General features: G+C 53.6%; 20 protein-coding genes and 1 pseudogene. 9 read left to right on the forward strand and 12 right to left on the reverse strand.

What is annotated here, in order from left to right; all coding sequences use genetic code 11:
• Window positions 1–55 precede the first annotated feature (55 nt).
• Window positions 56–1,480, reverse strand: a complete 1,425-nt coding sequence (locus J7J49_RS11510) for a gamma-aminobutyraldehyde dehydrogenase (RefSeq protein WP_215092678.1) — start codon at window positions 1,478–1,480, stop codon at window positions 56–58.
• Between the two features lie 258 nt (window positions 1,481–1,738).
• Between J7J49_RS11510 and J7J49_RS11515 the strand changes: the two genes are divergently transcribed.
• The 3 genes and pseudogenes from J7J49_RS11515 to J7J49_RS11525 all read left to right on the forward strand — a co-directional run bounded on the left by J7J49_RS11515 (window position 1,739) and on the right by J7J49_RS11525 (window position 4,474).
• Window positions 1,739–2,491 carry a FadR/GntR family transcriptional regulator gene (locus J7J49_RS11515; protein WP_215092680.1) on the forward strand — a complete coding sequence of 251 codons (753 nt, stop codon included), beginning with the start codon at window positions 1,739–1,741 and terminating at the stop codon, window positions 2,489–2,491.
• Between the two features lie 117 nt (window positions 2,492–2,608).
• Window positions 2,609–3,358 (forward strand): cache domain-containing protein, encoded by a 750-nt coding sequence (locus tag J7J49_RS11520; RefSeq protein ID WP_215092682.1) that lies wholly within the window; start codon window positions 2,609–2,611, stop codon window positions 3,356–3,358.
• 454 nt (window positions 3,359–3,812) lie between these two features.
• Window positions 3,813–4,474, forward strand: a pseudogene (locus J7J49_RS11525) (FAD-binding domain-containing protein).
• 310 nt (window positions 4,475–4,784) lie between these two features.
• Here the strand turns inward: J7J49_RS11525 and J7J49_RS11530 are convergent.
• From J7J49_RS11530 to J7J49_RS11550, 5 genes are all read right to left on the reverse strand, one after another.
• A complete protein-coding gene (locus J7J49_RS11530; protein WP_215092683.1) occupies window positions 4,785–5,726 on the reverse strand; it encodes a hypothetical protein in 942 nt (313 codons plus the stop codon).
• A 295-nt stretch (window positions 5,727–6,021) separates the two neighbouring features.
• Window positions 6,022–7,062, reverse strand: coding sequence for a hypothetical protein (locus tag J7J49_RS11535; protein WP_215092686.1), 1,041 nt, complete (start codon window positions 7,060–7,062; stop codon window positions 6,022–6,024).
• Window positions 7,063–7,482: 420 nt separating this feature from the next.
• On the reverse strand, window positions 7,483–8,754 hold the full coding sequence (gene gabT, locus J7J49_RS11540; RefSeq protein WP_215092688.1) for a 4-aminobutyrate--2-oxoglutarate transaminase: 1,272 nt from the start codon (window positions 8,752–8,754) through the stop codon (window positions 7,483–7,485).
• A gap of 11 nt (window positions 8,755–8,765) precedes the next feature.
• Entirely contained in the window at window positions 8,766–10,217 is a 1,452-nt protein-coding gene (locus tag J7J49_RS11545) for an NAD-dependent succinate-semialdehyde dehydrogenase (protein WP_215092690.1), read from the reverse strand.
• Between the two features lie 31 nt (window positions 10,218–10,248).
• Window positions 10,249–11,664, reverse strand: coding sequence for an APC family permease (locus J7J49_RS11550; RefSeq protein WP_064235374.1), 1,416 nt, complete (start codon window positions 11,662–11,664; stop codon window positions 10,249–10,251).
• A 263-nt stretch (window positions 11,665–11,927) separates the two neighbouring features.
• Between J7J49_RS11550 and J7J49_RS11555 the strand changes: the two genes are divergently transcribed.
• From J7J49_RS11555 to J7J49_RS11565, 3 genes are all read left to right on the forward strand, one after another.
• The gene (locus J7J49_RS11555; RefSeq protein WP_215092692.1) at window positions 11,928–13,346 is read left to right on the forward strand and encodes an aminotransferase-like domain-containing protein; all 1,419 of its coding nucleotides are present in this window, start codon (window positions 11,928–11,930) and stop codon (window positions 13,344–13,346) included.
• Window positions 13,347–13,461: 115 nt separating this feature from the next.
• Window positions 13,462–14,154, forward strand: a complete 693-nt coding sequence (locus J7J49_RS11560) for a transglycosylase SLT domain-containing protein (protein WP_215092694.1) — start codon at window positions 13,462–13,464, stop codon at window positions 14,152–14,154.
• Window positions 14,155–14,165: 11 nt separating this feature from the next.
• Window positions 14,166–14,906: a sulfite exporter TauE/SafE family protein gene (locus tag J7J49_RS11565; protein ID WP_215092696.1), complete on the forward strand. Its 741-nt coding sequence runs from the start codon at window positions 14,166–14,168 to the stop codon at window positions 14,904–14,906.
• A gap of 82 nt (window positions 14,907–14,988) precedes the next feature.
• Here the strand turns inward: J7J49_RS11565 and J7J49_RS11570 are convergent, their stop codons facing one another.
• From J7J49_RS11570 to J7J49_RS11590, 5 genes are all read right to left on the reverse strand, one after another.
• Window positions 14,989–15,540, reverse strand: coding sequence for a cupin domain-containing protein (locus J7J49_RS11570; protein ID WP_041158716.1), 552 nt, complete (start codon window positions 15,538–15,540; stop codon window positions 14,989–14,991).
• Between the two features lie 162 nt (window positions 15,541–15,702).
• Window positions 15,703–17,157 (reverse strand): Na+/H+ antiporter NhaC, encoded by a 1,455-nt coding sequence (gene nhaC / locus J7J49_RS11575; protein ID WP_215092698.1) that lies wholly within the window; start codon window positions 17,155–17,157, stop codon window positions 15,703–15,705.
• A gap of 222 nt (window positions 17,158–17,379) precedes the next feature.
• Entirely contained in the window at window positions 17,380–18,879 is a 1,500-nt protein-coding gene (locus tag J7J49_RS11580) for an aldehyde dehydrogenase (protein WP_215092869.1), read from the reverse strand.
• Window positions 18,879–20,255, reverse strand: coding sequence for an aspartate aminotransferase family protein (locus tag J7J49_RS11585; RefSeq protein ID WP_215092700.1), 1,377 nt, complete (start codon window positions 20,253–20,255; stop codon window positions 18,879–18,881). The genes J7J49_RS11580 and J7J49_RS11585 overlap by 1 nt, the downstream gene beginning before the upstream one ends.
• A 35-nt stretch (window positions 20,256–20,290) precedes the next feature.
• The gene (locus J7J49_RS11590; protein ID WP_215092702.1) at window positions 20,291–21,097 is read right to left on the reverse strand and encodes a gamma-glutamyl-gamma-aminobutyrate hydrolase family protein; all 807 of its coding nucleotides are present in this window, start codon (window positions 21,095–21,097) and stop codon (window positions 20,291–20,293) included.
• Window positions 21,098–21,363: 266 nt separating this feature from the next.
• Between J7J49_RS11590 and J7J49_RS11595 the strand changes: the two genes are divergently transcribed.
• On the forward strand, window positions 21,364–22,752 hold the full coding sequence (locus tag J7J49_RS11595; protein WP_215092704.1) for a glutamine synthetase family protein: 1,389 nt from the start codon (window positions 21,364–21,366) through the stop codon (window positions 22,750–22,752).
• A 175-nt stretch (window positions 22,753–22,927) separates the two neighbouring features.
• Here J7J49_RS11595 and J7J49_RS11600 read toward each other — a convergent pair whose 3' ends face one another.
• Window positions 22,928–24,220: an NAD(P)/FAD-dependent oxidoreductase gene (locus J7J49_RS11600; RefSeq protein WP_215092706.1), complete on the reverse strand. Its 1,293-nt coding sequence runs from the start codon at window positions 24,218–24,220 to the stop codon at window positions 22,928–22,930.
• 351 nt (window positions 24,221–24,571) lie between these two features.
• On the opposite strand from J7J49_RS11600, the gene J7J49_RS11605 reads away from it, so the two are divergent.
• The gene (locus tag J7J49_RS11605) at window positions 24,572–25,759 is read left to right on the forward strand and encodes a M24 family metallopeptidase (protein ID WP_215092708.1); all 1,188 of its coding nucleotides are present in this window, start codon (window positions 24,572–24,574) and stop codon (window positions 25,757–25,759) included.
• Window positions 25,760–25,896: 137 nt separating this feature from the next.
• Window positions 25,897–26,271, forward strand: a complete 375-nt coding sequence (locus tag J7J49_RS11610; protein WP_215092710.1) for a hypothetical protein — start codon at window positions 25,897–25,899, stop codon at window positions 26,269–26,271.
• Window positions 26,272–26,316: the final 45 nt, after the last annotated feature.

The raw sequence follows: 26,316 nt of genomic DNA on the forward strand, positions 1-26,316 counted from the left end.
GTAAGTGAACCTAAAAGAGCAAGATTTGCACCTAATTGGCGCCAAACGCACCATGTTAGTGCTTAAACATCACATGACGTACGCAGGTGTAATCTTCCAATCCGTACATCGACATGTCTTTGCCAAAGCCGGACTGCTTCATACCGCCGTGCGGCATTTCACTTACTAACATGAAGTGAGTATTGACCCACGTACAGCCGTACTGAAGCCGCGAGGCCAAGCGGTTAGCACGCCCAATATCTTTGGTCCACACTGAAGAGGCTAGCCCGTAGTCCGAGTCGTTGGCATAGGCCAAGGCCTGAGCTTCATCGCTGAAGCGCGTTATGCTGACTACGGGTCCGAATACTTCACGCTGTACAATTTCATCTTCCTGGCGAGCATCAGCTAGCACAGTCGGCTCGAAAAAGAAGCCTGCTCCCTCGACTCGCTTACCGCCTGTCACTACACGGATGTGAGGCAAGGCTTTAGCGCGTTCGACAAAGCCTTCAACGCGTTGTAGATGATCAAGAGTAATCAGTGGGCCCAATTCAGTCTCGGGATCATCCTGCAGACCATGGCGCAGAGTGGCCACTGCCTCACCGAGCTTGCTGACGAAAGCGTCGTAAACACCCTCTTGAACGTACAGGCGGCAAGCCGCAGTGCAGTCCTGGCCAGCATTGTAGAAACCGAAAGCACGGATACCTTCGACGGCTTCATCTATGTCGGCGTCATCGAAAATCAGTACGGGGGCTTTTCCACCCAGCTCCATGTGGGTACGCTTCACGCTGCTGGCTGTACTGGCAATGATCTTTGACCCGGTAGCGATAGAGCCAGTCAGTGAGACCATGCGCACCTTGGGATGATTAACCAGTGGCTCTCCTACACTGGGGCCGCATCCGAAAAGGATGTTTACTACACCGGCAGGAAAGAGGTCGATCATGAGCCGCGCCAGCTCCAAAGCAGTTAACGGGGTTTGCTCGGAGGGCTTGAGTACTACACAGTTACCAGCGGCTAGAGCGGGGGCTAGCTTCCAGGCGAGCATCATTAGTGGGTAATTCCAAGGCGCGATAGATGCGACGACTCCAAGCGGATCGCGACGAATCATCGAAGTATGCCCTGGCAAATACTCACCGCCAGCAGAGCCCGTCATGCAACGACTGGCACCAGCGAAGTAGCGAAACACATCAGCGACGGCTGGGATCTCATCGTCAAGGGTTGCTTGGAAAGGCTTGCCGCAGTTCTGCGACTCTAAACGCGCCAGGTTTTCCGCCTCAGCTTCTATGCGTTCTGCTAACGTTAGTAGCAATCGGGCGCGATCCTTAGGTGGCGTCTGCGACCAGCTTTCGAAAGCTTGATCCGCTGCGACTACAGCAGCGTCAACTTGCTCTTTGCTAGCCTCAGGGATTTTCACCAACACCGCACCCTCTGAAGGGTTATACACAGCGTACGGGCTACCCAGCCCTTCTACTAACTGCCCGTTAATCAGCATTTGGGTTTGCATGATGCATTCCTAGGTTATTATTGGCAGAAGGACAACTGATGGTTGATAACACACCAGTGACCGTAAAATTAAAACATATAAAAATATATCTTATGTTTTTTAGTATTTCCCAACGGACTTGTCAATGAGAATTTGAGATAGAAAAAGGCAATGAGATGGGTGGATTGATAGCCAATGCTTTCCTAAAAAATAATAAACTAGGTTTTTTTTGGCCAAAGCCTCATATAAGCCTTACAAATGCTTCGATAGGAAGAGGAAATGACTACGCAGTATATTAATCGTAATACCGCGTTTATCAGGTTGCGCCAGGAAGGGCGAACTGATGAGGTGGCGCGAAGGCTTATTGAAGCTATTGAGCTCGGCTTATTTGCCGAAGGGCAGCAACTACCTAGTGAATCGGAGCTGGCCCAGCAGCTGGGTGTCGCTACCGTTACGCTTCGAGAAGCATTGATTACCTTGCGGCAACGCGGCCTGATCAAGACTCGGCGAGGTCGCAACGGCGGCAGTTTCGTTTGTGCGCCGGTCGAAATGCCCGAAGAATTACTATTGCAGCGTCTGCGCGAAATGAGCGGCCCCGATCTGCGTGATCTTGGCGATGAACAGACCGCCATTTCTGGCACCGCTGCGCGCCTCGCAGCTAAGCGCAGTTCACACGAACAGCATGAGCGCATCTCTCAGCACATCGAAACGCTTAGCCAGGCAACTTCACGTTTGGCCCGGCACCGAGCTGATGCGCGCTTCCATATTGAGGTAGCCGCCGCCGCTCAGTCGCTACGCCTCACCAATGCAGAGATGCGACTGCAATCTGAGGTTGGAGAATTGCTCTGGATGGAGTCCGCAGGCGGTGGAAATATAATGGAGATTGAACAGGAGCATCGGGGCATACTACAAGCACTGGCGTCTGGTGATTCAGTTTTGGCCGGGGCTCTGGCTGAGGCCCACGTCACCCGTGGCATAAAACGTCTTCTAAGTTTGCGTCTCGAACTGATGGCTGAGGCTAATGAGGGCTAACCGTTAGCTCTGGCTCGATTATTGCTTAATAAATACTAGACGAGCCTACAAACTCGAAGAACCGGGCCATACTAATCCATATTATAACAAGAAAGCTGAACTGCATGAGGTAATGACATGTCTCCCCTAAGCGATAGCTACCCTGTGTCGAACTGCGCCCAGCAGCTCGAAAAAACATTACAAACAACTTTCAGCCAGGTTCGTCAATTAGTAGAGGAAACCCAAACGCTTTGGGAGAGCGTAGAGGCCGCGGGCCGGCAACCTACCGCTAAGGACTTAGCCTCGCTGCGTCCTGCAATCGACCAACAGTTGCTGGCCCCCGGTACGTTCAGTTGCGGTGGTGGTATTGTTGTGGAACCGTTCTGCTTAGCTGACCGGGAAATGCATTTAGAGTGGTGGTACTTAGCTGATACTGACCAAACTCTACCCTTGCGCCCAAATTTCGACCAGTGCCGGGAAAATTACTACGACTATACTGAGATGCCTTGGTACTGCCGACCAAGGAATACTGGCAAAAGTGTAGTGGAGGGGCCCTACATTGACCTGTACGGCACCAATATGTACGTGCTGACTTTCACTATGCCAATTCTAGTTCAGGGTCGCTTCATCGGCGTTGCTGGGCTGGATCTGTCACTACATAGTGTTGAACGTCGACTGGTACGCAGCCTAATGCGCCTGGAACATGAGGCGATGCTAGTATCGTCAGATGGCCGCATCATAGCGTCCAACACTGCTAATTGGATGGTCGGCGACCTCACTTCAAATCTGTTGAACAGCACGCCCTTGAGCGGAAATCGACTGGCCTTGACAGAGACCGAGGCAGGCTGGTCACTGGTAACTTTGCCTGGGCTACGCAAGAGCGTTTAGCTTGCTTAGAAGAGCCTCCCCCACAAGATTGAACAGGGATTGACGGCGACTCGTTACTCAGGTCAGCAATTGTTGCTCATAGTAAAAGATGGTGGCCTGGAAATACGCTGGCCGCCAGTACTTTAGGTGTTATTCAACCCTACACAGCGTTTTGAAATGAGTTTAGTGCGTCAATATCGTTTGTGCACCTGGCTCAGCCTCTTCATAAAAGCCTGATTGATATAGAACCAGCCAATAACCGGAGCCAGTTCAAATATGCCTTAAGCAATGGCAGCTTATGCTACCTCGGCCAGTCTAAGTCGGGTCAAACCTTAAACTCTTACACGTTTTAACGTAACCGTTCATTCCAAGATGTCCTGCCACTCCAATAAAATTCGCCCTACAGTAACCTCATTACTGGCACTGCCACTTTATTCAAAAGCTCGAAAATGAGCCAAGCATTGAGCATCAAACGCTGCACCCAGCGCTGCGCGGGCTGCGAGAACGTAATCCCGACCACCCCAACCTGATTGCCTGGAAGCGCGGCCAAACTGGCGTGCCGCTGGTGGATGCCTGCATGCGCAGCCTGGGATCAACTTCCGCATGCGCGCCATGCTGATTTCTTACGCCACGTTCAACCTGGGGCTGCACTGGCGTGAACCCGCCCTGCACCTAGCGCGGCTATTTACCGATTATGAACCGGGCATTCACTACCCCCAGGTGCAGATGCAGGCAGGCGCTAAAGGCACCAACACGCTGCGGGCCTACAACCCCATCAAACAAGCAGAAGATAACAACCCAGATGGCGAGTTTGTCGCCCGCTGGGTGCCAGAACTACTGCCACTGCCGTTAGAGTGGCGCGCCAAGCCCTGGGCACTACCCGAAAGCCTGCAAAAGCGGTTTGATTTCCAGCCCGGCGTAAACTACCCACTACCCCACGATTTTGAAGCCGAAGCACGCCACTGGAAGAAAATGCTTTATGAGCTTCGCCGTACTCCAGAAGCAAGGGAATCAAGCAAAGCGATTGTGGATAAACTCGCCAGCCAGCGCCGCCCTTCAAAGCAGCGCACTAAAAAAGCAAAGCCCGCCAATCGTCAGCAGCTTTCGCTGTTTGACGATGGCGGGTTGGAAGGATAGGTAGCTGTTGCGATTGGCTAGAGTTTACTCATCTCTCCGCTAGAAAAGTGGCCGCATCGAGGAACAACTCAGCATGGCAGCTATAATATGAGAAGGTCCCTTTCATGCGCCACGTTACTTATTTTCTTACCGAACTTTTTCAGCAATGCCGCCTGTTTATACCCGTCCTGCGTCTCGTTTGAGGAGCTGCCGACACTCGCTTACAGGAAAGTGCCTAACGTCCGCTCAATGGACTTGTTGGGCGAGAACCCTCAACCAGCTAACGGCAAGCATATTTGTTCAAGTTGATAGTCTTGCAGTTACACTCTATTTAATCATCGGAGAGGTAGCTCATAATCTTCGCGTGTTTGTTTTCGTACATTACTTGCCCTGATCCGGCCACTACGGTCCATTTGGCGAGCGACGGGGAATCCTTGTCCCAATACGAAAATACGACCTCGTAAACACCATCTTTTACTTCGCAAGCCGACCATCCATCTTTTTTCGCCAGGCCTGGGACGCTTAGAAACCATTCCACTACCCTACCCACCGGTTCACTAGACTTTCCACGGCCCATTACTGTCAGGACGGCCTCCTTCACGGCCTGAACTGCAGTGCCCTCAGAATAGCCATCATTGCAAGAGTTAGAATGATCCCCTACGGGAAACTCAAATACAGCTGAAACGTATTTCTCCGAGTCTTCAAACTCGGGATCCACCTTACGCACCTGCGGACCAAGCAACCTGTGGCCTAAGCTGCCGACCCCAGACAGAACAGACTCTGGCTGCCTCCATGCACCATTGAAGTAGCTAACTATCGCGATGTGATAGCGTTTTGCGGGTAGCGGATGACCTTTGTTAGAAAAGCCCTTACTTGAGAAGGCACCATGCCTAACTGCACATTTATCCTGGCCGTAGAGCAACCCACCGCCGGACTCCCTAACGGAAATCATTAATTTCGTATCGTTAGGAAGATTCACCTTCCCGAAAACAATGATCCGTCCATTCGTATCTCGCTCGGCAAAGGCTTCCACCTTGGTAAGGTGTGGTGCCTCACTAGTGGGCACTCCGACTTCTTCCCGCGCAACACGCTCTGCCTCTTCCTTCCAAACAAGCAATAGGGTTTCCGGAAACCGCCCTGGATCATCGTCGATTAACTTCGCATGGTTTTGACAAAGCCATATCCCATTATTAATGGAGCTTCTCACATCGGCCGAGAGTTCTTCGCGGAATCGGGGGCCGTTCGGCGAAGCAGCGCTAATATGTGCCGCCACGCCAATGCTAGTTGTAGCATCCGGCGCGGCATCACTTGGGCCGGCAGTTAGCGCACGGCAGCCAGGGTTAGAGCACCTGTATCCAGCTCGATGAGCGAGTCGGCGCTTGGTTTCTTTCGTAAAGTCGTCCCGACTGGGCATATATAGTCCTACTCAAACATAACGCACTTGGCTCTTACGCCAAACGCTGCATTAAGGTGTAAGTAACGCAGCCACAGAGCTTAAAAAACTGCACCGTAAACACAAACCCATGTTTTAACTGAATATACTAGGCACTGGAAATAATTCTTTAAATTCAATTCACTCCAATAGCTATTGTTCCATCTGAAAAAATCTCGACATTTTCTAATGACAATGCCTTCATCTCAAGATAATAAAGATAATCATATTCTTCAGCAAGAATATGGTTAAACACTCGAGATGAGATACCATAAAATACAGGAACAATTAGATTTAGATTACTATAACTTTTATTCTGAACATAGTATTGCTCTCCTTGGTATTCGCGAACATCAAAATACTCAGATAATTTTATTTTTCCTATATCGACGCTATCATTATCCTGCCGTCCGAGAAGAAAAGCTATCCAACGAGTATAGAAATTCTTAAGCGCTTCTGAATAACTCTGTTCCTTAAACTCATCATATTCAGGATCTGCAAAATGGATGAAGCTATCTCGGCTTTCTGTAGTTTCAGAAAACTCAACAACTGAAGCATAGGAATTAGATACTTTTACCTTGTTTTTTTGTAGATAAACCACTCCTGACAAACACTGATTATCCATTGCTTTTTGTAGCCTCGATCGTAACTCAGGCCTCGTCAACTCCTTTAGAGCAGAACTTCCCTTTGATTCAAGTACAGAAACATTTTTATTTTTTTTCCCCAATAACACATAGTCAGGAGTTCCACCTGATTTTTTTGATGCAATTGAATACACACTTAGAAATTCATCAAAATCAAATACGTATTTATAGCCTAAAAACTCTTGTGAAAATATATAGTTTATCGCTTGCCCCAACTCTCCAGTCCTACTACTTCTTGAAAAATCACGATATTTATCTCTAAACCCATTCTTCAAACAAATTGAAGAATTTTTGCAGTCAAGTAAACCATATAAAAACAAAGCATTAAGCATAATATCATAAGCCTGAGAAAAAGCACTTGAATTGCTTTTTGTATTGGCTTTTAACATCGCCACTGAAAACTTCAAAAAATTCACTTTAAGAGCACCGTGAACACTGGCACTATCAATGATTTTTATAGGGATTCCTTTTGTAGCCCCCCCTTTAATACTTGAAGATGTATATTCTTTCACTTTTATACTTTGCGAAAACACTTCTTTCCCCTTGGGGTTTAACAGGTGCTAGACAGCGCATCCTATAATAGATGAAAACGCCGACATAATTGCTCGAACAATTCAGACTACCATGCTCTTCCGCGCCTTTACTTTATTGACTATTCATTTTATCAAACTGCATATCAAAAATGCGCGTTTCTGCTGCAATTTCCAGCACCTCCGCCTTGGGGCGGCTACCCTAAAAAAACCAGATTAACACAGGGCGCTTCGGGTGACTGACTATCTTAGGTGTGGGTCTTCAACGTCGACGCTGTCAGTTCATCGGCAGTTCCTATGGATAAGAAGATTTTCAATAAGTGCACTTGAGCAGATCAACAATCAACGCATAAAAATACCCGCCAATCGTCAAACAGCTTTCGCTGCATGACGAGGGCGGGTTAGGTGGTACTTAGAAAGGTATTAGCTAAGCGCTTCCAGCGACTGCTCGATAATACTCAAGCCCTCCTCCAACACCGCAGACGAAACGGTCAGCGGTACCAAAATGCGGATACTGTTGCCGTAGAACCCACAGGAAAGCAGGATCAGGCCTTTCTCGCGGGCTTTGGCACATAGCGCGCCGGTCATTTGAGTATCTGGCTTGCCGTCGCTATCGAGCAGTTCAAACGCCGCCATGGCGCCTAACTGGCGGCCGTGGGCTACAGCGGGGAAACGGTCTTCCCATACGGCAAAACGCTCGGCCAGCATCTTGCCCATCTGCTCGCTGCGGGCCAGGATGTTTTCCTCTTCGATTACCTCGATTACCGCCAGCGCTGCGGCGCAGGAGAGCGGGTTGCCGCTGTAGGTGCCGCCTAGCGAGTTGGGGCCGGAGGCGTCCATTACCTTCGCGGAACCGACAACGGCCGAGAGCGGCATGCCGTTGGCCAGGCTCTTGGCGGTGGTGAGAATATCCGCCTCAATGCCGCTATGTTCCAGCGCAAACAGTTTGCCGGTGCGGGCAAAGCCGGACTGCACTTCGTCGGCGATCAGCAGAATGCCGTGCTCGTCACACAGTGCGCGTAGCGCTTTCAGGTAGGCCGGCGAGGCGATGTAGAAGCCGCCTTCGCCCTGTACCGGCTCAATCACGATGGCCGCAGTGCGGTGCGGGGCAATGTCGGTTTTGAACAGCGTGCGAATGGCATCCAAAGACGCCTCTTCACTGATACCGTGCAGCGGGTTCGGGAACGGTGCGCGGAATACGTCGCCCGGCATTGGGCCGAAGTCGTTCTTGTAGGGCAGCACCTTGCCGGTCATCGCCAGCGTCATCATGGTGCGGCCGTGGAAGGCACCATCAAAAGTGATAATGCCGGTGCGGCCAGTGGCTGCACGGGCAATTTTCACGGCGTTTTCCAGCGCTTCGGCACCGGTGTTGACCAGCATCGCCTTGCGCTCTGGGCCGCGTACCGGGCTCAGTTCACACAGCTTTTGGCATAGCTGAACGTAAGGCGCGTAGGAAATTACCGCCGCGCTGGTGTGCACGACTTTCTTGAGCTGCGCTTCTACCGCGGCGACAATTTTCGGGTGGCGGTGGCCCAGGTTCAGCACGCCAATGCCGCCCGCGAAGTCGATCCAGCGGTTGCCATCGGCATCCCACAGTTCGGCGTTCTCAGCACGCTCGGCAAACTGAGTGGTCGGCGTGGCGGCACCGTTGGCCACATAGCGGTTTTTTAGCTCGTTTAGTTCTTGATTAGTCATCATCGTTCTCTTTATAAACCGCCAACGCAGACGTATTTCAGTTCGGTAAACTCATCCAGCCCGTGGTGGGAGCCTTCGCGACCCAGCCCGGACTCTTTTACACCGCCAAACGGTGCAAGCTCGGTGGAGATCAGCCCTTCATTGACACCGACCATGCCGTACTCCAGCTGCTCCATGGTGTGCCAAATGCGGCGGTAGTCGGTGGCGTAGAAGTAAGCTGCCAAACCAAACGGGGTATCGTTGGCCATGGCGATAGCTTCTTCATCGCGCTGGAAGCGGAACACTGGCGCGACGGGGCCGAAGGTTTCTTCGTCGGCCACCGCCATGCTGGTGGTCACATCCGCCAGCACCGTGGGCGTGAAGAAGCGTTCGCCTGCTTCGTGGGGCTTGCCACCGCACAGCAGCCGCGCGCCTTGGTTTATGGCGTCATCCACATGGCGCTGAACCTTGTCCACCGCCGCTTGGTTGATCAGCGGGCCGATAATGCTGCCTTCCGCGAGGCCATCGCCGACCTTTAGCGCATTCACACGCTCGGTGAGCTTGGCGATGAAGGTATCGTAAATACCGTCCTGCACCAGAAAGCGGTTGGTGCAAACACAGGTTTGCCCAGCGTTACGGAATTTGGAGGCAATCGCACCGTTAACCGCGGCATCCACATCGGCGTCGTCAAAGACGATAAACGGCGCGTTGCCGCCCAGTTCCATGGCTGTTTTCTTCACCGTGCTGGCACACTGGGCCAGCAGGTGTTTGCCCACCGGCGTTGAGCCGGTGAACGACACTTTGCGCACCCGCGGATCAGTGGTGAGCACCTCACCTACCGCTGCCGGTTTTGAAGCGGTAATAACGTTAATGGTGCCTGCTGGCAGGCCTGCTTCTAATGCTAGGTAAGCGGCTGCCAGCGCGGTGAGCGGCGTGGCTTCGGCGGGCTTGATGACCACGGTGCAGCCAGCAGCCAGGGCCGGGGCGCACTTGCGGGTAATCATCGCCAGCGGGAAGTTCCACGGAGTAATCGCCGCCACGACGCCGACCGGCTCGCGCAGCACCAGCAGGCGCTTGTCGGCACCGTGGCTGGGCAGGGTTTCACCGGCCATGCGTTTGGCTTCTTCGGCGAAGAACTCAATAAACGAGGCCCCGTAGACCACTTCGCCTTTGGCTTCTGCCAACGGCTTGCCCTGCTCTAAGGTCATCAGGAGGGCCAGGTCGTCGGCGTGCTTGATGATCAGCTCAAACCAGCGACGCAGCAGCGCCGAGCGCTGTTTTACTGGGGTCGCACGCCAGCTGGCACCGGCGTTATAAGCGGCGGCCACTGCGTCACGGGCATCATCCGCGCCCATGTCGGCTACGCGGGCAATCGTTTCGCCGGTGGCGGGATTATCGACCGCAAATGTCTGTTTCCCTGCGCGCCACTCATCGCCGATCAGGCCAGCGACGCCATCGTGCAACCACTGTTCAATAAAGCTCATATTATTGCTCCTGGGTAACGTTGTTAGAGGCTTACAGATCCACTTTCATATGGCGGTCGCTGTACTCGCGCCCGTAGGTGCGCAGTGCATGCACATACAGCACAATACCTAGCGCCGCCCAACCAGCAAAAATAGTCCACTCCGCACCGCTTAGCGCCGCAGGGCTTCCCGGTAGGTAGAGGCATGCCATTCCAAAGGACAGAATGATGGCTAGGGTGCCGCACAGTTTGCCGTTACTCACCTTGAATGGGCGGGGCATATCCGGCTCGCGCACCCGAAGCACCACAAAGGAGATCGCCACAAACAGGTAGGCCAAAACGATGCCTAAGCCACCGGCGTTAACGATCCACACCAGCGCAGGGCGTCCAAAGAAGGGCGCGATGCAGGAGAGAAAACCCATCATAAAGATGGCATTGGTCGGGGTTCTGTAGCGCGGGTGCAGCTTGGCGAATGGGGCAGGCAACATACCGGCTTTCGCCAGCGCGTAAATCGCCCGAGAGCCGCCAATGTAGAAGGCATTCCAGCTAGTAATGATGCCCGCAATACCCGCCATGACCATTAAGTTACTCGCCCAAGCGGCGTTAAACAGCGAGCCCATGGCATCCGGCACGCTGAGCGAGCTTGCCGCCAACTCATCACTATTGAGTGCCAAGCTGGTGGCCAGAATAATCAGCGCGTACCAGACCACCGCCAGGATGACTGACATCATCAGTACTTTGCCGATGGCTTTATAGGGGAGGTTAATCTCTTCAGCCGCCTGAGGAATAACGTCAAAACCCACAAACAGGAACGGCACCATGACCAACACCGCCACAATACCCGCCACCACACCAGTATCAGCCTGGGTGAACAGCGGCATCATGTTGATGGTTTCGCCTTCAAACAGCGAACCGGTGACAAACATCACCCCCACCAGCAGAATTAATCCGGTGACAACTTTTTGCAGCAGCGCAGCGGTGGTCACGCCGAAGTAGTTAATGACCATCATGGCCAGCGAACCGCCCACGCCTACCGCGACCCAAGTGGCTTTAACTTCCCACCCGGCAATTGTCCAGAGGTGGCCAACGGCGTAGTTGGGCGCCAGGTGCTCGATAACCGTGGGCAGGGCGACGGCTTCAAAAGCCACCACGCTCAAGTAGCCCAAAATAATCGCCCACGTGCACAAAAATGAAGGCAAGTGGCCTAAAGCGCGATAGCTGTAAACGTGCTCGCCACCGACTTTAGGCATCGCAGCGGCCAGCTCTGCATAGGTAAGGCCGACCAAGACAATCGCTAAACCGCCGATAATAAACGCTATAATGGCACCTAGACTGCCAGCGGATTGAATCGCTGTGCCGGTCAGTACAATCCAGCCCCAGCCGATCATCGCGCCGAAAGCTAGCGCTAATACATCGCCACGGGCCAATACCCGGACGAGCCCTTCCTGTTCTGATGAGGGAGTAGTCATTGTAGAGTGTCCTGCGAGTTATTGGATGTTGTCGTTGGCGCTCAGGGGCGCAGTATCCTGATCCTGATTAACGACCGCGTTTTAAACGGTCTTACTAAACAAGATAGCAACACGCTAGCAGGCGGGAGAGAAAACGCGAATGCACCACTTTTAGGTTCGACTAGACCACTTTTTAGGCGCACCGAAAGGGTGCAATATTTTCCTACTGCTTTCGTCTAAGAGCCCGTCGTTAGCGGGTCAAGCGGGATTAAGGAGGCATTCAGATGAATCGCAAGGAGGTCGTGCACCAACTTGTACAACTTTATGCACTCCAGCCGGAGCGGTTGAGTAAACAGGTGCGTATTGAGCAAGCCTTGCGCCAAGCCATTACCCAGCAGTGGCCTTCCGGGCTGCGGCTGCCCTCCCACCGCCAGTTGGCGGATGCCTTGGGCGTTGCTCGCCAAACCCTGGCGCTGGCGATCCATACGCTACTCGCAGAGGCACTGCTTAAAACCGCCCATGGCCAAGGCACCTGGACGTGTAGGCCGGTTACGCCCACTCTTCCCCTGCGTGGCAATGCGCAGCTCTCCTCACGCGCCCAGCGGGTATTGGATGGCCCCGGCGCGAGCATGATCCAAAGTGGCGCCTTCGTGCCTGGCATTCCTGATATCGCCCAGTTCCCGATGCGTAAATGGCGGCAGCTATACGCCAGCGTGACAGTGCCGCAAAACGCCCTGCTGCTCTCCTACTCCACCGGTGGCTACGGGCCGTTAAAGCGCGCGATCCGCGATTTTTTGGCGCGCTGGCGCAATATCAATTGCGACACAGAGCAGATCATCATCACCGACGGCACCCATAACGGCATTGAGCTATGCGCCGTGGCGTTGGCCGATGTGGGTGACACCGTTGCCATGGAGTCGCCCTGCTACTGGGGCGCGCGCAATGTCTTTACCGCCGCAGGTTTGGAAATCGAACCCGTAGCGTGGCTGCCAGGCCAGGGGCACACCCTTCCGCCTGCTTCTGGCCCGGTCAAACTGGCCTACCTGACCGGCTCGCACCACTATCCGCTTAGCGTGCCTACCAGCGCGGTGGATAAACAGCGCTTATGTAATGCCTTAGCGCCTGATTATATTGTCGAAGATGATTACGAATTTAACCGCGATGACCACCCTAACCTGCTCTTCGACCCACACTCGGAGTCTCACTTGCTGGTAGGCTCTTTTTCCAAGATGATGTTTCCAGGCCTGCGCTTAGGTTATTTAGTCGTTCCGCACCACTTAGCGGGACCAATGAACCGCCTACGTAGCGAGCTATTCCGCGAAGGGCGCATGCTTGATCAGGCCGTGCTGGCACAGTTTATTTTTGATGGCGATTTGGATGCCTGGTGTCGACGCATTCAGCGCGACTACTTAGGGCGCCAACAGGTGCTGCATGATCAGCTACGCTCGCTGCCGCAAGTGCGCCGCGTTTCGCCGCCGAGCAACGCCATCAGCTTATGCGTGGAATTTGAACCGCATATCAATGACGTGCAGATTGCTCAAACGCTGTTAAAAGAGCATTTGATTGTCCGCCCACTAAGCCCGGTATGCGCTAAGGGCGACTCGCGCTCGGGGCTCGTGATGGGCGTGGGTATGCTTTCGGGTGAAACCTTAGTGCGCGAGGCCCAGCGGCTAAGACGCTGCTTAGAGGCGCTGCTCCGCTAGTCGGCTGGGTTACTCAGCAGTTCTTGTGGAACATTAATCACACAGCTTATCCACAAGCTCTCAATAACTTATTCACAAGCTCCTATCTAGAAGAGCTTACCTATAAGGACATTTTATGCGTCACCCTGTTGATAGTTTGACTGCTTTCGCCTCGCCCTTTCTCCCGTCGGCTGCCTCTACATTACGCTTGTGGCTAACGCTGAGCTTCGTGCTGCTCCTGTCTGGCTGCGCCACCTTTGCGCCCAACCCGCCCCAGGATCAAAGCAATATCTGCGAAATATTCCGCGAGCAGCCCAGTTGGTACGACTATGCCCAGGAATCAGAGGAGAAGTGGGGCACGCCGATCGCCACTCAGATGTCTTTTATTCAGCAGGAGTCATCGTTTCGCAGCCATGTCCGCCCAGACCGCAAATACTACCTGGGCTTTATCCCCGGCCCACGCCCCTCTTCTGCTAAGGGCTACGCCCAGGCCCAAGACCCTGTGTGGGAAGAGTATGAGGATCAAGCGGGCAGCCTGTTCGCCCGGCGTACCCATATGAAACACGCCACCGATTTTATTGGCTGGTACAACCGCCGCTCCCAGCAGCAGGCGGGTATATCGCTCAGCAATCCTGAGCATCTCTACTACGCCTACCACGAAGGCGCAGGCGGCTACCAACGAGGCACTTACCGTGGCAAGCCTCATGTATTGAGTGCGGGCAGACAAGTAGCGGCCCGCACGAACCGCTATCAATCCCAGCTCAACGCCTGCGAAGCAGAGTTTCAGTGCCGCAAGTTTTATCAGGTCTGGCCGTTTTGCCGTAGTTAAGGGGTTTAACAATGTCACTATGGATAGGTGCGGCACTGCTTAGCGTGGTGTTTTTCACCTCGATGCTCTCCGGTGTGTTTGGCATGGCGGGCGGTTTGGTACTGCTATGGTTTTTGCTGCTGATTTTTCCCGCGGGCACGGCGATGGCGGTGCACGGCGTGATACAGCTCACCGCGAATGGATCACGAGCGTGGCTATCGCGGCGCTTTATTGTCTGGCGTATCGTCGCGTTTATGACGCTGGGCGTGCTGAGCGCTGCTGGCCTGCTGATGCTATTCAACTACAGCCCTAACGCCGCCAGCGTATCTATTTTGATTGGCCTAATGCCGATTTTGGTATGGATGCCCAAGCGCTGGTTTCACCTGGATGCTAACCGCGCCAGTCATGCGCTATGTTGCGGGATTGCTTCTGGCGGTTTGACAATTGCCGCCGGGGTTTCAGGGCCGCTAATCGATATATTCTTTGTGCGCTCACGCATGGATCGCCGCCAGGTCGTGGCCACCAAGGCGATGATTCAGGTAGTGGCCCACAGCATTAAGATCATCTTCTACCTGGGTGCCGCCATGGCGCTTAGCGCCGGCGAATGGGGCATTGTGCTGTTAGCGGCACCATTTGCGATCTTTGGCACCCACACCGGCAACCGCATTTTACACCGCCTCACCGATGCCAACTTCCGCACCTGGACGCGTTGGATCGTTACCGGCATTGGGGTTTTCTACTTCTTTCAGGGGATATTCCTGCTCACTCGCTAGCGTTGCAGCAGAGTCCAAGCGATTTGCGCGACATCATTGCTGCATTGCTGCGACAGTTGCCGCTCAATATAAGCCAATAATGTCAGAACGCCTTACCCGGCGTAGCGCAGCTAATTATCTTGCAGGGAACATCTCCAATGTTTCTGAAACGATGCGGAGTGCTTGTCTTGAAATAGTATGACTCCCCCGGCCCTAGGCGCCTCGTATTACTTCCAACAATGATTTCAATCTCACCTTCTACAACAAAACCAGCCTCTTCACCATAGTGGGTAATCATAGCTTGCCCAGTATCAGCACCCGGCAAGTATCGCTCAACCATAAAAGCCAAGGCACGATTAGGACGATTTGCCCCGACAAGTTTGAAGGAAATATCACCGGAGGCAATATCAACTAAATCATCCGCCGAATAGAAGACCTGCTCCTGACTATCCAGATCCATGGTAAAAAAATCACCGACGCTCATAGAGAAGGCGTTTAGGATTTTCTTCAGGGAACTGACGGATGGGCTAACTTTTCCTTGCTCTATTAGCGAAAGACTTGAGTGAGTAACCCCACATAACTTTGCTAGTTCACGCTGCGAAATCCCTCGCTGCTTGCGCAGTGAGCGCAAGCTCGCACCCACGTCATCCGACATGCTTTTTTCACTCCCAATCAATAAGTGAATTACGTTGTTGGTCTATTGACGGGCACATAATAGCGCAAAAAAACCCCCACGGCTGTGGGGCAAAAACTTAATTAAAAGAGCGCTTGCTACAAAAGATAATTCGCTTAGTCGGTGTACATCGTCGAGGTCAGCTCAAGCACTTCGAGCATCAGCCAACTCAGAGGCTACGTCATACTCTTGAGACTCGTCTTCGTAAGCAATCCGGAAACCGGTAAAGCCGTAAAGAAGGGCAAATAGCGGACTCAGCAGCGCTAGAAAGGCATACGGCGCGTAGCTAAAAGCACTGACACCTAACGTGGCAAACATAAAGGCACCACAGGTATTCCAAGGCACCAGTGGTGATGTCATGGTGCCGGCATCTTCTACCGTGCGCGAAAGGTTTTTCAGTTTAAGTGAGCGACGCTTGTACTCGCTGGCATACATGCGGGCGGGCAGAATAATGCTGAGATACTGATCGCACCCCACGACATTAGCGGCCATGGCTGTCGCCACCGTGGTAGCAATCAGGCTACCAGTGGTCTTGGCCAGTTTGAGCAGGCTCTCCACGATGGTGCGGAAAAAGCCAGCCGACTCAAGAATGCCGCCAAAGCTCATTGCGATAATAATCAGCGAAACCGTCCACATCATGGCGTCAGTACCGCCGTTGGTCAGCAGGTCGTCCACCGTGACATTGCCAGTATCCACCGCGTAGCCTTCCACAAAAATAGTGAAGCTATCGCCTAAAGGCACATCCTGGATCACAATCGCGCAGACGATGCCCATTAGCGAACCAACAGCAAGAGCAGGGATGGCAGGCACCTTTCTTACCATCATCACGATAACTGCCGCCGGCACCAGCAGCAGCCAGGGGCTGATGATAAACAGCTCGTTTAGGCTTTGCTGCAACTCGGCTACTTGTGTCGCGCCATCTCCGGAAGGCGTCATGTTCAGGCCAATAATGGTGTAAAGCACCAGCGCCACCGCGAGCGCAGGAACCGTGGTGTAGAGCATATAGCGAATGTGTTCAAACAGATCGACACCGACGACACCTGGCGCCATGTTGGTAGTTTCGGAAAGCGGAGAAATCTTGTCGCCAAAATAAACCCCAGAGATTACGGCGCCTGCTACCATTGCCGGATTTAGGCCTAGCCCTTCACCAACACCCATCAGGGCGATGCCAATAGTGCCTGCCGCCGTCCAGGCGTTACCGCCGGCCAACGATACCAAGCAGCAGATCAGGCACGCCGCGACCAAAAAATAGTCCGGTGCCAGAATACTCAGCCCGTAATAGATCATGGTGGGCACAATTCCACCGGCAATCCAGTAGCCAATAATGGTGCCGATAATGATTAGAATCACAATCGCCTGAGTCGTCAGGCCAATGGAGCGAAGAATACCCGCTTCGAGGTGCTTCCAACGGCTGCCCGTAGCCACGGCCACACAGGTTGCCACAATGGCACTCAAAAATAGCGGTAAATGCGGGTCAGTTTCGAAATAACCGATAAAAACCCCCAATGACGCCGCCATAAACACAATCGGTATCATCGTCGCTTTTAAACTTGGGCGGGGTGTTTCTTGGTCTTCCTTAGCAGAGTGGTCAGTCGACATAATGTCCTCACTTAATGTTTGATTATTGGTCGTCGTATTTCCGTTAGGAAATCATTGCAGTGATGGCGACTCCGATCATTGTTACGCTTGTTTTTATTGGTTTTTCAGGCACAAGGCCCCCTCGGCGAGGAGGCACGGCATTTGCCGTGACACCTAGCGCTGTTGAATCGAATCAATAAAGGGTGAAGTGCCCAGGCGAAGCTCGTTACGAACTTCGATGGTTCAAACGCTCAACGACATCCACACCGTCTTTACTTCGCAGTATTTCTCCTGCGCATGAAGCGATTTATCGCGCCCATTGCCCGACTGCTTCACGCCGCCGAAAGGCACTGTCTGATCGATACCCGCCCAGTTATTCACATATACCTGGCCGGACTGCAGGCGCCGGGAAACCCGCATAATGCGGTCAATATCCTGGCTCCAAACACCGGCAGCGAGGCCAAAATCGCTATCATTGGCCAGTGCAATCGCTTGCTCTTCGCTGTCGAAACCAAACACACTCAGTACAGGGCCAAAGATCTCTTCGCGGCCAATGCGCATCTCAGGCGTCACATCGTCGAAGACCGTTGGCGACAAGAAATACCCATTGGAATCGCTGGCTTCGCCCTTTAGCGTCAAGGTGGCCCCTTCGCTTTCGCCCTGGCGAATATACTCAAGCACTCGGTTGTACTGCGTTTCATCGACCATCGCGCCCATAAAGCTGGCCGGGTCGAGTGGGTCGCCTGGCTGCATGTGCTCGGCAGCTTTCACCACGCGGGCCACAAAATCCTTGCGAATACTGTTTTCCACCAACAGGCGCGAACCGGCAATACAGACTTCGCCTTGGTTGTGGAAAATAGCTTCCGCAGCACTGTGGGCAACGGCATCAAGATGCTGACAGTCGGCAAAAACGATGTTGGGGCTTTTGCCACCGCACTCCAGAAACACGCGTTTCAGGTTGGACTGGCCAGCGTACTGCATCAGTTGCTTGCCCACGCCGGTGGAGCCGGTAAACGCCAGACAATCTACCTGCATCGAAAGCGCCAACGCCTTGCCCACCGTATGGCCGTAACCTGGCAGTACTTGAAAGACGCCATCGGGAATACCCGCTTCCTGGGCAAGGTGGGCCAAGCGCAGCGCTGACAAAGGCGATTTTTCCGACGGTTTGAGAATAACGCTGTTGCCCGCAGCCAGTGCCGGGGCAATCTTCCAGGATGTCATCATCAGCGGAAAATTCCATGGCACAATCGCCGCCACAACGCCCATCGGTTCGCGTAGCACCAGCCCCAACGCACGCTCACCGGTCGGCGCTACCTCGCCGTAGAGCTTGTCGATACATTCCGCCTGATAGCGCAGGCAAGCTACGGTGCCAGCCAGATCGCCCAGCGAGCTGGAAATTGGCTTACCCATGTCTAACGTGTCGAGTAGCGCCAATTCATCGCGGTGCGTCTCTACCAACTCGGCTAGGCGCAGCAGTACTCGCTTGCGTTTACTGGGGTGACAACGTGACCAGACGCCACTTTCAAAGGTTGCCCGGGCCACTTGGGTTGCCCGCTCAGCATCTGGCGCATCGCAACTGGCCACCTCCGCCAGCGCTTCACCCGTCGCCGGGTTGATGCTAGTTAATGTGCTGCCACCCACAGCGGGGACAAACGCACCGTCAATAAAGGCATGTGTTTCAAAACGTAGCGAAGCCGCTAATGTCTGCCAGTCGGCTAAGTTTTTCGGGGTATCTGCCGCCATCATGCATTCTCCATCGGAAGTGTTACCGCCAGCTTTTCAGCGGTTTTGTCCAGCGCTCGTTGCGCCTTGTCCACCAGCTCGTCAATTTCGCTACGCGTGATAATCAAAGGCGGCGATATCACCATGGTGTCGCCTACTGAGCGCATCACTAGCCCGCTTTCGAAACACAAATCACGGCACAGATTGCCTACGGAAAGGGATTTATCGAAACGCTCGCCGGTGTTCTTGTCAGCCACCAGCTCAAGCGCACCGATCAAGCCTAACGAACGCGCCTCACCCACCAGCGGATGTTCAGCCAGTTCCTGCCAGCGTTTCGCCAGATAAGGGCCCAGGTTATTGCGAACGCTGTCGACCACCTGCTCACTTTCCATCAGTTCGAGGTTTTTAAGCGCAACAGCCGCACAGACAGGGTGACCGGAGTACGTAAAACCGTGGAAGAACTCACCGCCGTCTTCGATCAACGTATCGGCCACGCGGTCTCCCACCAGCACCGCGCCAATGGGCAAATAGCCTGACGACAAGCCCTTGGCAATCGGCATTAGGTCAGGTTTGAGCCCATAGTGGGTGCTACCGAACCACTCGCCTAAACGCCCGAAGCCACAAATGACTTCGTCGGCAATCAACAAAATATCGTACTTGGCCAACACCTCTTTCACCGCAGACCAATAGCTGTCTGGTGGAATAATGGCACCGCCTGCGCCCTGCACCGGCTCGGCAATAAAGGCCGCTACGTTGTCCTCACCCAATGCCAGGATTTTCTCTTCTAGCGCTTGAGCACACTGCTTGCCAAAGGCCTCCTGGCTCATATCACGCCCTTCTCCAAACCAGTAAGGCTGGCCAATATGGGTAATTCCCGGCACACAAGGGCCGCCCTGCTCATGCATCGGCGCCATGCCGCCAAGGCTCATGCCCGCCACGGTAGAGCCGTGATAGCCATTTTCACGCGAGATGATCCATTGCTTTTCCGGTTTGCCTTTAAGTGCCCAATAGCGGCGCACCATGCGCAGCACGGTATCGTTGGCTTCGGAACCAGATCCCGTGAAGAACACATGATTAATATGCTCGGGCGCCAGCTTGCTTAGCTTGGCGGCCAGCTTCACGGCGGGCGGATGGGTGGTTTTGAAAAAATTGTTGTAGTACGGCAGCTGCTGCATTTGCTCAGTGGCGGCATCGACCAGTTCCTGGCGCCCGTAACCGAGATTGACGCACCAAAGCCCTGCCATACCATCAAGAATACGGTTGCCTTGGCTATCGTGAATGTATACCCCATCAGCGTGGGTGATGATGCGGCTGCCCTCTTCGCCGAGCGATTTAAAGTCGGTGAAGGGATGAAGATGGTGCTGGCGATCCAACGTTTGGTAATCCTGGGTCTGCATAAGTCAGTTCCTGATCAAATCGTTGCAACAAGCGTTCAGCCGGCAGCAATCTGGGCGGCGCGCTGGGTACGATGCTGGCGGCAGGCCGTCGCAAAACCCTGAAACAGTGCGTCATAGAAAGGATGTTCTTTAGGGCGCCACTCTGGATGCCACTGAACAGCCAGTGCGAACGCAGCGGCGTCACGCACCGAAATCGCTTCAACTAGACCATCAGGCGCCCAAGCTTCGGCTTCCAGGCCCGGTGCAAGTTGATCAATTCCCTGCTGATGCAGTGAATTCACCTCTGCATGCTCGCCGCGATATAACGCTGCCAAGGCACCGCCAGCGCGAATTTTTACCGTATGGGAGGGGGCATAATGGCCCGCCATGTCATCAGCGGGCGGCTCTCGGTGGTCGAGCATGCCGGGTAGCGTTTGAACGGCTTGGTGCAGCGTGCCTCCCAAGGCGACATTCATTTCCTGAAAACCACGACAAATGCCAAACAGGGGCAACGCCTGGCGTAACGCCTCATGCACCCAGCAAAGTGCCACTTCATCGCGCCGTGCGTCATCGCGAGTATTCTCTGGGGCGCGTTCGGCACCATAGCGATCAGGAGCGACGTTGGTGTAACTGCCGGTTAGCATCAAACCGTCCAGACTGCCCAACAACTCGACAGCCTGTTCGGCACGCTGCTCGGGCGTCGCTATATCAGCCACCAACACCGGAAGAATCACCGGCGTGACGCCGTAGTAGTAGAGAGCCTGAAGAAATTTATCGGTCACCATTTGAGCAGGATGACCTTCCACCTCTCGGCAGCAGGCGATAACCCCCACCAGGGGGCGCGGAGAATGCGTTGCTTGCATAGTCAAACCACTTTGTCGGTTGTTATGTTTTATTCAACACTCAATTCAACATAGCGTGACTCGTTTTATTTTCCAAGCGCAAAATGCTTTTTTTGCCAAAAAACAAACTAAACAATTGAAAAACAATGGATTAAAAAACAACCACATCATGAGGGATAAGTTTTTATACGATTTTTGTTATTAAATAATTGACAGAAACGGTCGACACCGCAAGGATACTGTTAGCAAAAACACAACTAACACGGCATAAAAATAAGGTACAACGTATGTCCTCTGCCAATGACACAGACGCTCAAAACGTAGCCTCGGACTTTCTCGACCGGCACCCAGACATCACCAGCATTGACCTGTTGATCAGTGACCTTAACGGCGTCATCCGTGGCAAGCGCATTCCTTGCGATAACCTTGCCAAAGTATTTGAAAAAGGCATCTATTTGCCGGCTTCGGTGTTTGCGCTGGACATCAATGGCAACACCGTGGAGGAGACCGGGCTTGGGCTTTCCAGTGGTGACGGTGACCGCGTATGTCGCGCCATTCCGGGCACACTCAACCCGGTCACCTGGATGGATAACAACCAGTATGGCCAGCTATTGATGACCATGGAGGAGATGGATGGCTCGCCGTTTTTTGCCGATCCTCGCCAAATACTGCGGCGTATTCTTGAGCAGTTCTCCGACCGTGGCTTAACCCCCGTCGTCGCCCTTGAGCTAGAGTTTTATCTGGTCGATCGCTTACGCGACGATGAAAACTTGATTCAGCCACCGCAGTCTCCTTCCAGCGGCGAGCGGGCCACTCAAAGCCAGCTTTATTCGATGCTGGAGCTAGACGAGTACGCTGAATTTATCAATGACTTACAGAGTGCCGCTCAGGCACAAGGTTTGCCGCTGGATACGGTATTGAAAGAGTGTGCACCCGGCCAATTTGAAGCCAACTTGATCCACACAGATGATGCATTGAGTGCCTGCGACCACTCGGTGCTGCTCAAGCGTCTGATCAAGGGCGTTGCATTAAAGCACGGCTTTGAAGCCACCTTTATGGCCAAGCCTTACGGTCTAGAAGCCGGTAGCGGCACCCATGTTCACGTCAGTCTGGTAGATAGCAACGGACATAATATCTTTGCCGAAAACGGCGATGACCCGCTGGAAAGCGCAGCACTGCAACACGCGGTAGGAGGTCTGCTGGAACTGATGCCGGACTCCATGGCATTGCTGGCTCCCAACCTCAATTCGTTCCGCCGTTTTCAGGAAGGACTCTATGTACCCATGGCACCTACCTGGGGTTACGACAATCGCTCCGTGGCAATACGCGTCCCCGCCGGCCCAAAAGAAGCGCGACGCATAGAGCACCGTGTGGCGGGTGCCGATGTTAACCCCTACCTTTTGCTGGCCACCGTGCTGGCATCCGTTCACCATGGGCTAACCCAAAAGATTGCACCTGCGGAGCCAATTATCGGCAACGCCTACGACCAAATCGCGCCTCAGCTGACTAACAGCTGGACCCAAGCGCTGCACTTGCTGGCGAACAACCGCGTACTCGGCGAACAACTCGGCGAAGACTTTATTGACGTGTTTATTGCCAACCGCCAAGCAGAGCGCGCCGAAACCATGCGTGAAGTTAGCGCGATGGAGTACGACTGGTACCTGCGGCACGTGTAAGTGATTGGGCCATAGATAGCGTCAATAGAAAAAAGAGAGGCGCTCGACGTCTCTCTTTTTCATGTATCTCTATCTTGCCCTGTTATCCCGTTCTTCTATTAGTTTTTTATCTAAAAAAAGGGCTGGCTACTCTCTCCGTCAGCCCGTTGCTATGCAACCATCAAGCTATATGCCGCTAAACCGCCAGTCGATCACGCATGGCGTAGAACCACGCACCCAGCGCAGAAAGCGGCACACGTAACAGCCGACCACCGGGCATTGGCAGGTGGGAAATCTGCGCAAAAGCTTCAAAACGCGTCTCTTCACCGCTAATCGTTTCTGCCACTAACTTGCCTGCTAAGTGGGAGCAGGTAACCCCGTGGCCAGAGTAACCCTGCGCGTAGTAAACATTGCTGTTAATACGCCCGAACTGCGGCAGGCGGTTAAGCGTCAGCAAAAAGTTACCACTCCAAGCGTAATCAACACGGACATCGCCAAGCTCAGGGAAGGTCGCCAGCATTTTCGGCCGAATAGCCGCCTCAATACTCGCAGACGCCTGCCCGCCATAGTTCACTCCCCCGCCATACAGCAAACGGTTATCAGCGGTAAGGCGATAGTAATCCAGTAGATAATTACAATCTTCTACTGCTTTATCGTTAGGCAGCAATCGTGCGGCTAACGCTGCTGGCAGCGGCTCAGTGGTAATAATCTGGGTGCCGCACGGCATCGCTTTGCTTTCCAGCTTGGGCAACAGCCCTTGCAGGTAGGCATTGCCTGCCATAACGACCCGCTGAGCGGTCACTCGGCCTTTGGGCGTATGCAGCGTTACCGGCTCACCATGCTCTACACGGGTCACGGGGGAGTGTTCAAAAATCTTGCCGCCAAGGGACTCCAGCGCTGCCGCCTGCCCCAACACCAGATTGAGAGGATGCAGATGCCCGCCGGAATGATCCACCAATGCGCCCACATAGCGCTCGCTGCCTATCTCTCGCTTAACCTCTTCGCCTTCCAGCAGCTCTAACTCATGATGGCCGTAACGTTCCCATAAGGCTTTTTGTTCCTTTAAGCCTTCCCACTGCTTCTTGTTACAGGCAGCAAACAGATTGCCCTCTTTTAGGTCGCAGCTGATCTGATATTTCTCAATGCGCTGACGGATAACCCGGTTTCCTTCAAAGGCCATAGCGCCCAGCGCTTTGGCGGTTTCAGCGCCGTTTTGTTTCTCGATAACGTCCATATCACGGCTATAGCTATTAACGATCTGACCACCGTTGCGCCCGGACGCCCCAAAACCAATTGCCACACTTTCCAATACCACCACTCGGTGGCCGCGCTCTGCCAAATGCAGTGCTGCTGAGATACCCGTAAATCCAGCCCCCACGACACAGACATCACACTCAATATCCCCCTCCAGCATGGGCCGTTGTGAGGTGGAGTTTGACGATGCAGCGTAGTAAGACGCCACATGACCAGAAGACGCTTGAGGTTGCATTTATCACATTCCTTTTGTTGATTATTTTAAACAAAATAATCATATAGATCGTTACAAAAATACGCAAGCATCAGCAAATACTAGCCTTACAGGGTGGCAATACTTCTTTCTCCGCAGAAAAGTGTTATCAAAAAAGCAACACCCATTCATAACGAGGCACGGCCACAAGACTGGAAAGAGTTACCTCTCGTTTTGTATACCGTCCCTCTGAAGGCGAGCTTTCATGCTAACCGGTTCGCCGTTTTCTTCTTTCCACAGGAGGCCTTCCTGCTCACCCGCTAGCGTTGAGGGAGATAACGGCGAGCTTAAAGCGGGTGCCTATACTGACCTTACCTATTGATGGAGGTCGCTATGGATTATCACCACTACCGCGAAGCCCTTGCGGAAACGCTCGCCCAGAGTGAACTGCCCTTTCCCGCTGCCGAATATCAGGCACGCCTGGATAAGATCCGTCAGGCAATGACCGCACATGGCTTAGATGCTCTGCTGCTTACCGATCCCGCCGACATTAATTACCTCACCGGCTATCACACCTTTGAAGTCTCGGTTCACGCCTGCCTGGTTTGCACGCAGGAGCGGTTAGTGCTGCAAGTCGCTTCAATTGAAACCGGCGCCGCAGTGGTGACCGCTCGCGTGGATGAGATCATTGGCTACCGCTGGGAAAATCTGGACGAAATCATCACACCGTTGGCCGATATTCTTACCCCCTGTCAAAAAATCGGCATAGATGGTTGGAGCAGCGGGCTACGTTTTGGAGTGGTTGATGCGCTGATGCAAACCATTGGCCGTGAACGCTTTAACGAGGCAGGCGCGTTAGTCGATGCCCTCAGAATTGTTAAAAGCCCTGCTGAACTTGAGATGCTGCAAGAGAGCGCACGAATTACCGCCCTAGGCTTAGAGATCGCCATACAGAGCATTCGCCCCGGCATGACCGATAACGATATTGCCGCCGTGGGAGCCAAAGCGCTGCTCGAAAATGGCAGCGAGTTTATGAGCCTGCAGCCCATTGTGACCAGCGGACACCGCATTGGCGTGATTCATGTCAACCATAAACGGCGTGTCATCCAGGCCAATGAGCCGGTCTTCTTAGAGTTCGGCGCCGCTTATCAACGCTATACGGCACCCATGATGCGCACCGCGGTAACCGGCGTGCCAAGCCTAGCTCTCTCTGCCACCCGGGATCTATGCCGCTCAATTTTTGAAGCGCTGTGCGGCGCCATGCGGCCAGGCAACACCTTTGATGACGCCGCCCAGGCTGCCGACGCAATTCTTGCCCCTCAGCGCGACCAGTATTTTTTCTCCGGCGTATTTGGCTATGCCGTGGGCGCGCAGTTTCCACCTAGCTGGGTGGAAGGTACCGGCTTTATCGCCAAAGGCCAGAACCGCACCTTTGAAACCAATATGGTTTTTCACCTGCCACTCTGCCTGCGTGTACCCGGCCAGTGGGGAGTAGGCATAAGCGACACCGTGGTAGTGACTGAAAACGGCGCCAAACCGCTGACCACTAACGACTGGCAGCTGTTTGAGGCGCACTCATAGGTGCTTGCGCCTTATAGCCACCGTATTGACAGGTCGATGGAGTAGCGCTATCGTCAGCATAGATGCAAATGAGAAACACTATTTTTAGCTCTCTCATCTATATGAGGTGACGATCATTTGAGGTAAGGGTAAGCACCATGACCAGTGAGCAGCGCCAACTTCGCCAAACATTGATATTTTTGCGCACCTCTTTTGAAGCGGTTCAGCACTCGATTGCTGGCCGCCTGGAAGACCCGTTGCCCTGCTGGCTAGATACCAGCATGCTGTCAATGCTCTCGCGGGAACTCACTCGCTGCTGCCAACAAGCCAAACCGCTGTTCGCCCCACCTGTTATCGAACAGCTTTATATCGCCTCCCAGCAGTGCGAGCTGCTACTAAAACAGTGCCCTGGGGTACTCAGTAGCGCCGTCTGCCATCGTCAATTGGGTGCCATTATGCTGCCGATCTCTAGCGCGCTCCAGCAGATCGATACCCCCGTCAAGCGGCGCTGGCCTTGGACGAAGTGGAACTGAGCGAGCATTGGGGCATTACTAGTCCAGCAGATATCTAGTGGGGGC

The sequence above is a fragment of the Halomonas sp. ISL-56 genome (assembly GCF_018612805.1).
Lineage (GTDB): Bacteria > Pseudomonadota > Gammaproteobacteria > Pseudomonadales > Halomonadaceae > Vreelandella.

Bases quoted from the DNA above. Each gene is read 5' to 3' on its own strand.
- J7J49_RS11510 (WP_215092678.1), bottom strand. From the start codon at position 1,480: ATGCAAACCCAAATGCTGATTAACGGGCAGTTAGTAGAAGGGCTGGGT.
- J7J49_RS11515 (WP_215092680.1), top strand. From the start codon at position 1,739: ATGACTACGCAGTATATTAATCGTAATACCGCGTTTATCAGGTTGCGC.
- J7J49_RS11520 (WP_215092682.1), top strand. From the start codon at position 2,609: ATGTCTCCCCTAAGCGATAGCTACCCTGTGTCGAACTGCGCCCAGCAG.
- gabT (WP_215092688.1), bottom strand. From the start codon at position 8,754: ATGACTAATCAAGAACTAAACGAGCTAAAAAACCGCTATGTGGCCAAC.
- J7J49_RS11545 (WP_215092690.1), bottom strand. From the start codon at position 10,217: ATGAGCTTTATTGAACAGTGGTTGCACGATGGCGTCGCTGGCCTGATC.
- J7J49_RS11550 (WP_064235374.1), bottom strand. From the start codon at position 11,664: ATGACTACTCCCTCATCAGAACAGGAAGGGCTCGTCCGGGTATTGGCC.
- J7J49_RS11555 (WP_215092692.1), top strand. From the start codon at position 11,928: ATGAATCGCAAGGAGGTCGTGCACCAACTTGTACAACTTTATGCACTC.
- J7J49_RS11560 (WP_215092694.1), top strand. From the start codon at position 13,462: ATGCGTCACCCTGTTGATAGTTTGACTGCTTTCGCCTCGCCCTTTCTC.
- J7J49_RS11565 (WP_215092696.1), top strand. From the start codon at position 14,166: ATGTCACTATGGATAGGTGCGGCACTGCTTAGCGTGGTGTTTTTCACC.
- J7J49_RS11570 (WP_041158716.1), bottom strand. From the start codon at position 15,540: ATGTCGGATGACGTGGGTGCGAGCTTGCGCTCACTGCGCAAGCAGCGA.
- nhaC (WP_215092698.1), bottom strand. From the start codon at position 17,157: ATGTCGACTGACCACTCTGCTAAGGAAGACCAAGAAACACCCCGCCCA.
- J7J49_RS11580 (WP_215092869.1), bottom strand. From the start codon at position 18,879: ATGGCGGCAGATACCCCGAAAAACTTAGCCGACTGGCAGACATTAGCG.
- J7J49_RS11585 (WP_215092700.1), bottom strand. From the start codon at position 20,255: ATGCAGACCCAGGATTACCAAACGTTGGATCGCCAGCACCATCTTCAT.
- J7J49_RS11590 (WP_215092702.1), bottom strand. From the start codon at position 21,097: ATGCAAGCAACGCATTCTCCGCGCCCCCTGGTGGGGGTTATCGCCTGC.
- J7J49_RS11595 (WP_215092704.1), top strand. From the start codon at position 21,364: ATGTCCTCTGCCAATGACACAGACGCTCAAAACGTAGCCTCGGACTTT.
- J7J49_RS11600 (WP_215092706.1), bottom strand. From the start codon at position 24,220: ATGCAACCTCAAGCGTCTTCTGGTCATGTGGCGTCTTACTACGCTGCA.
- J7J49_RS11605 (WP_215092708.1), top strand. From the start codon at position 24,572: ATGGATTATCACCACTACCGCGAAGCCCTTGCGGAAACGCTCGCCCAG.
- J7J49_RS11610 (WP_215092710.1), top strand. From the start codon at position 25,897: ATGACCAGTGAGCAGCGCCAACTTCGCCAAACATTGATATTTTTGCGC.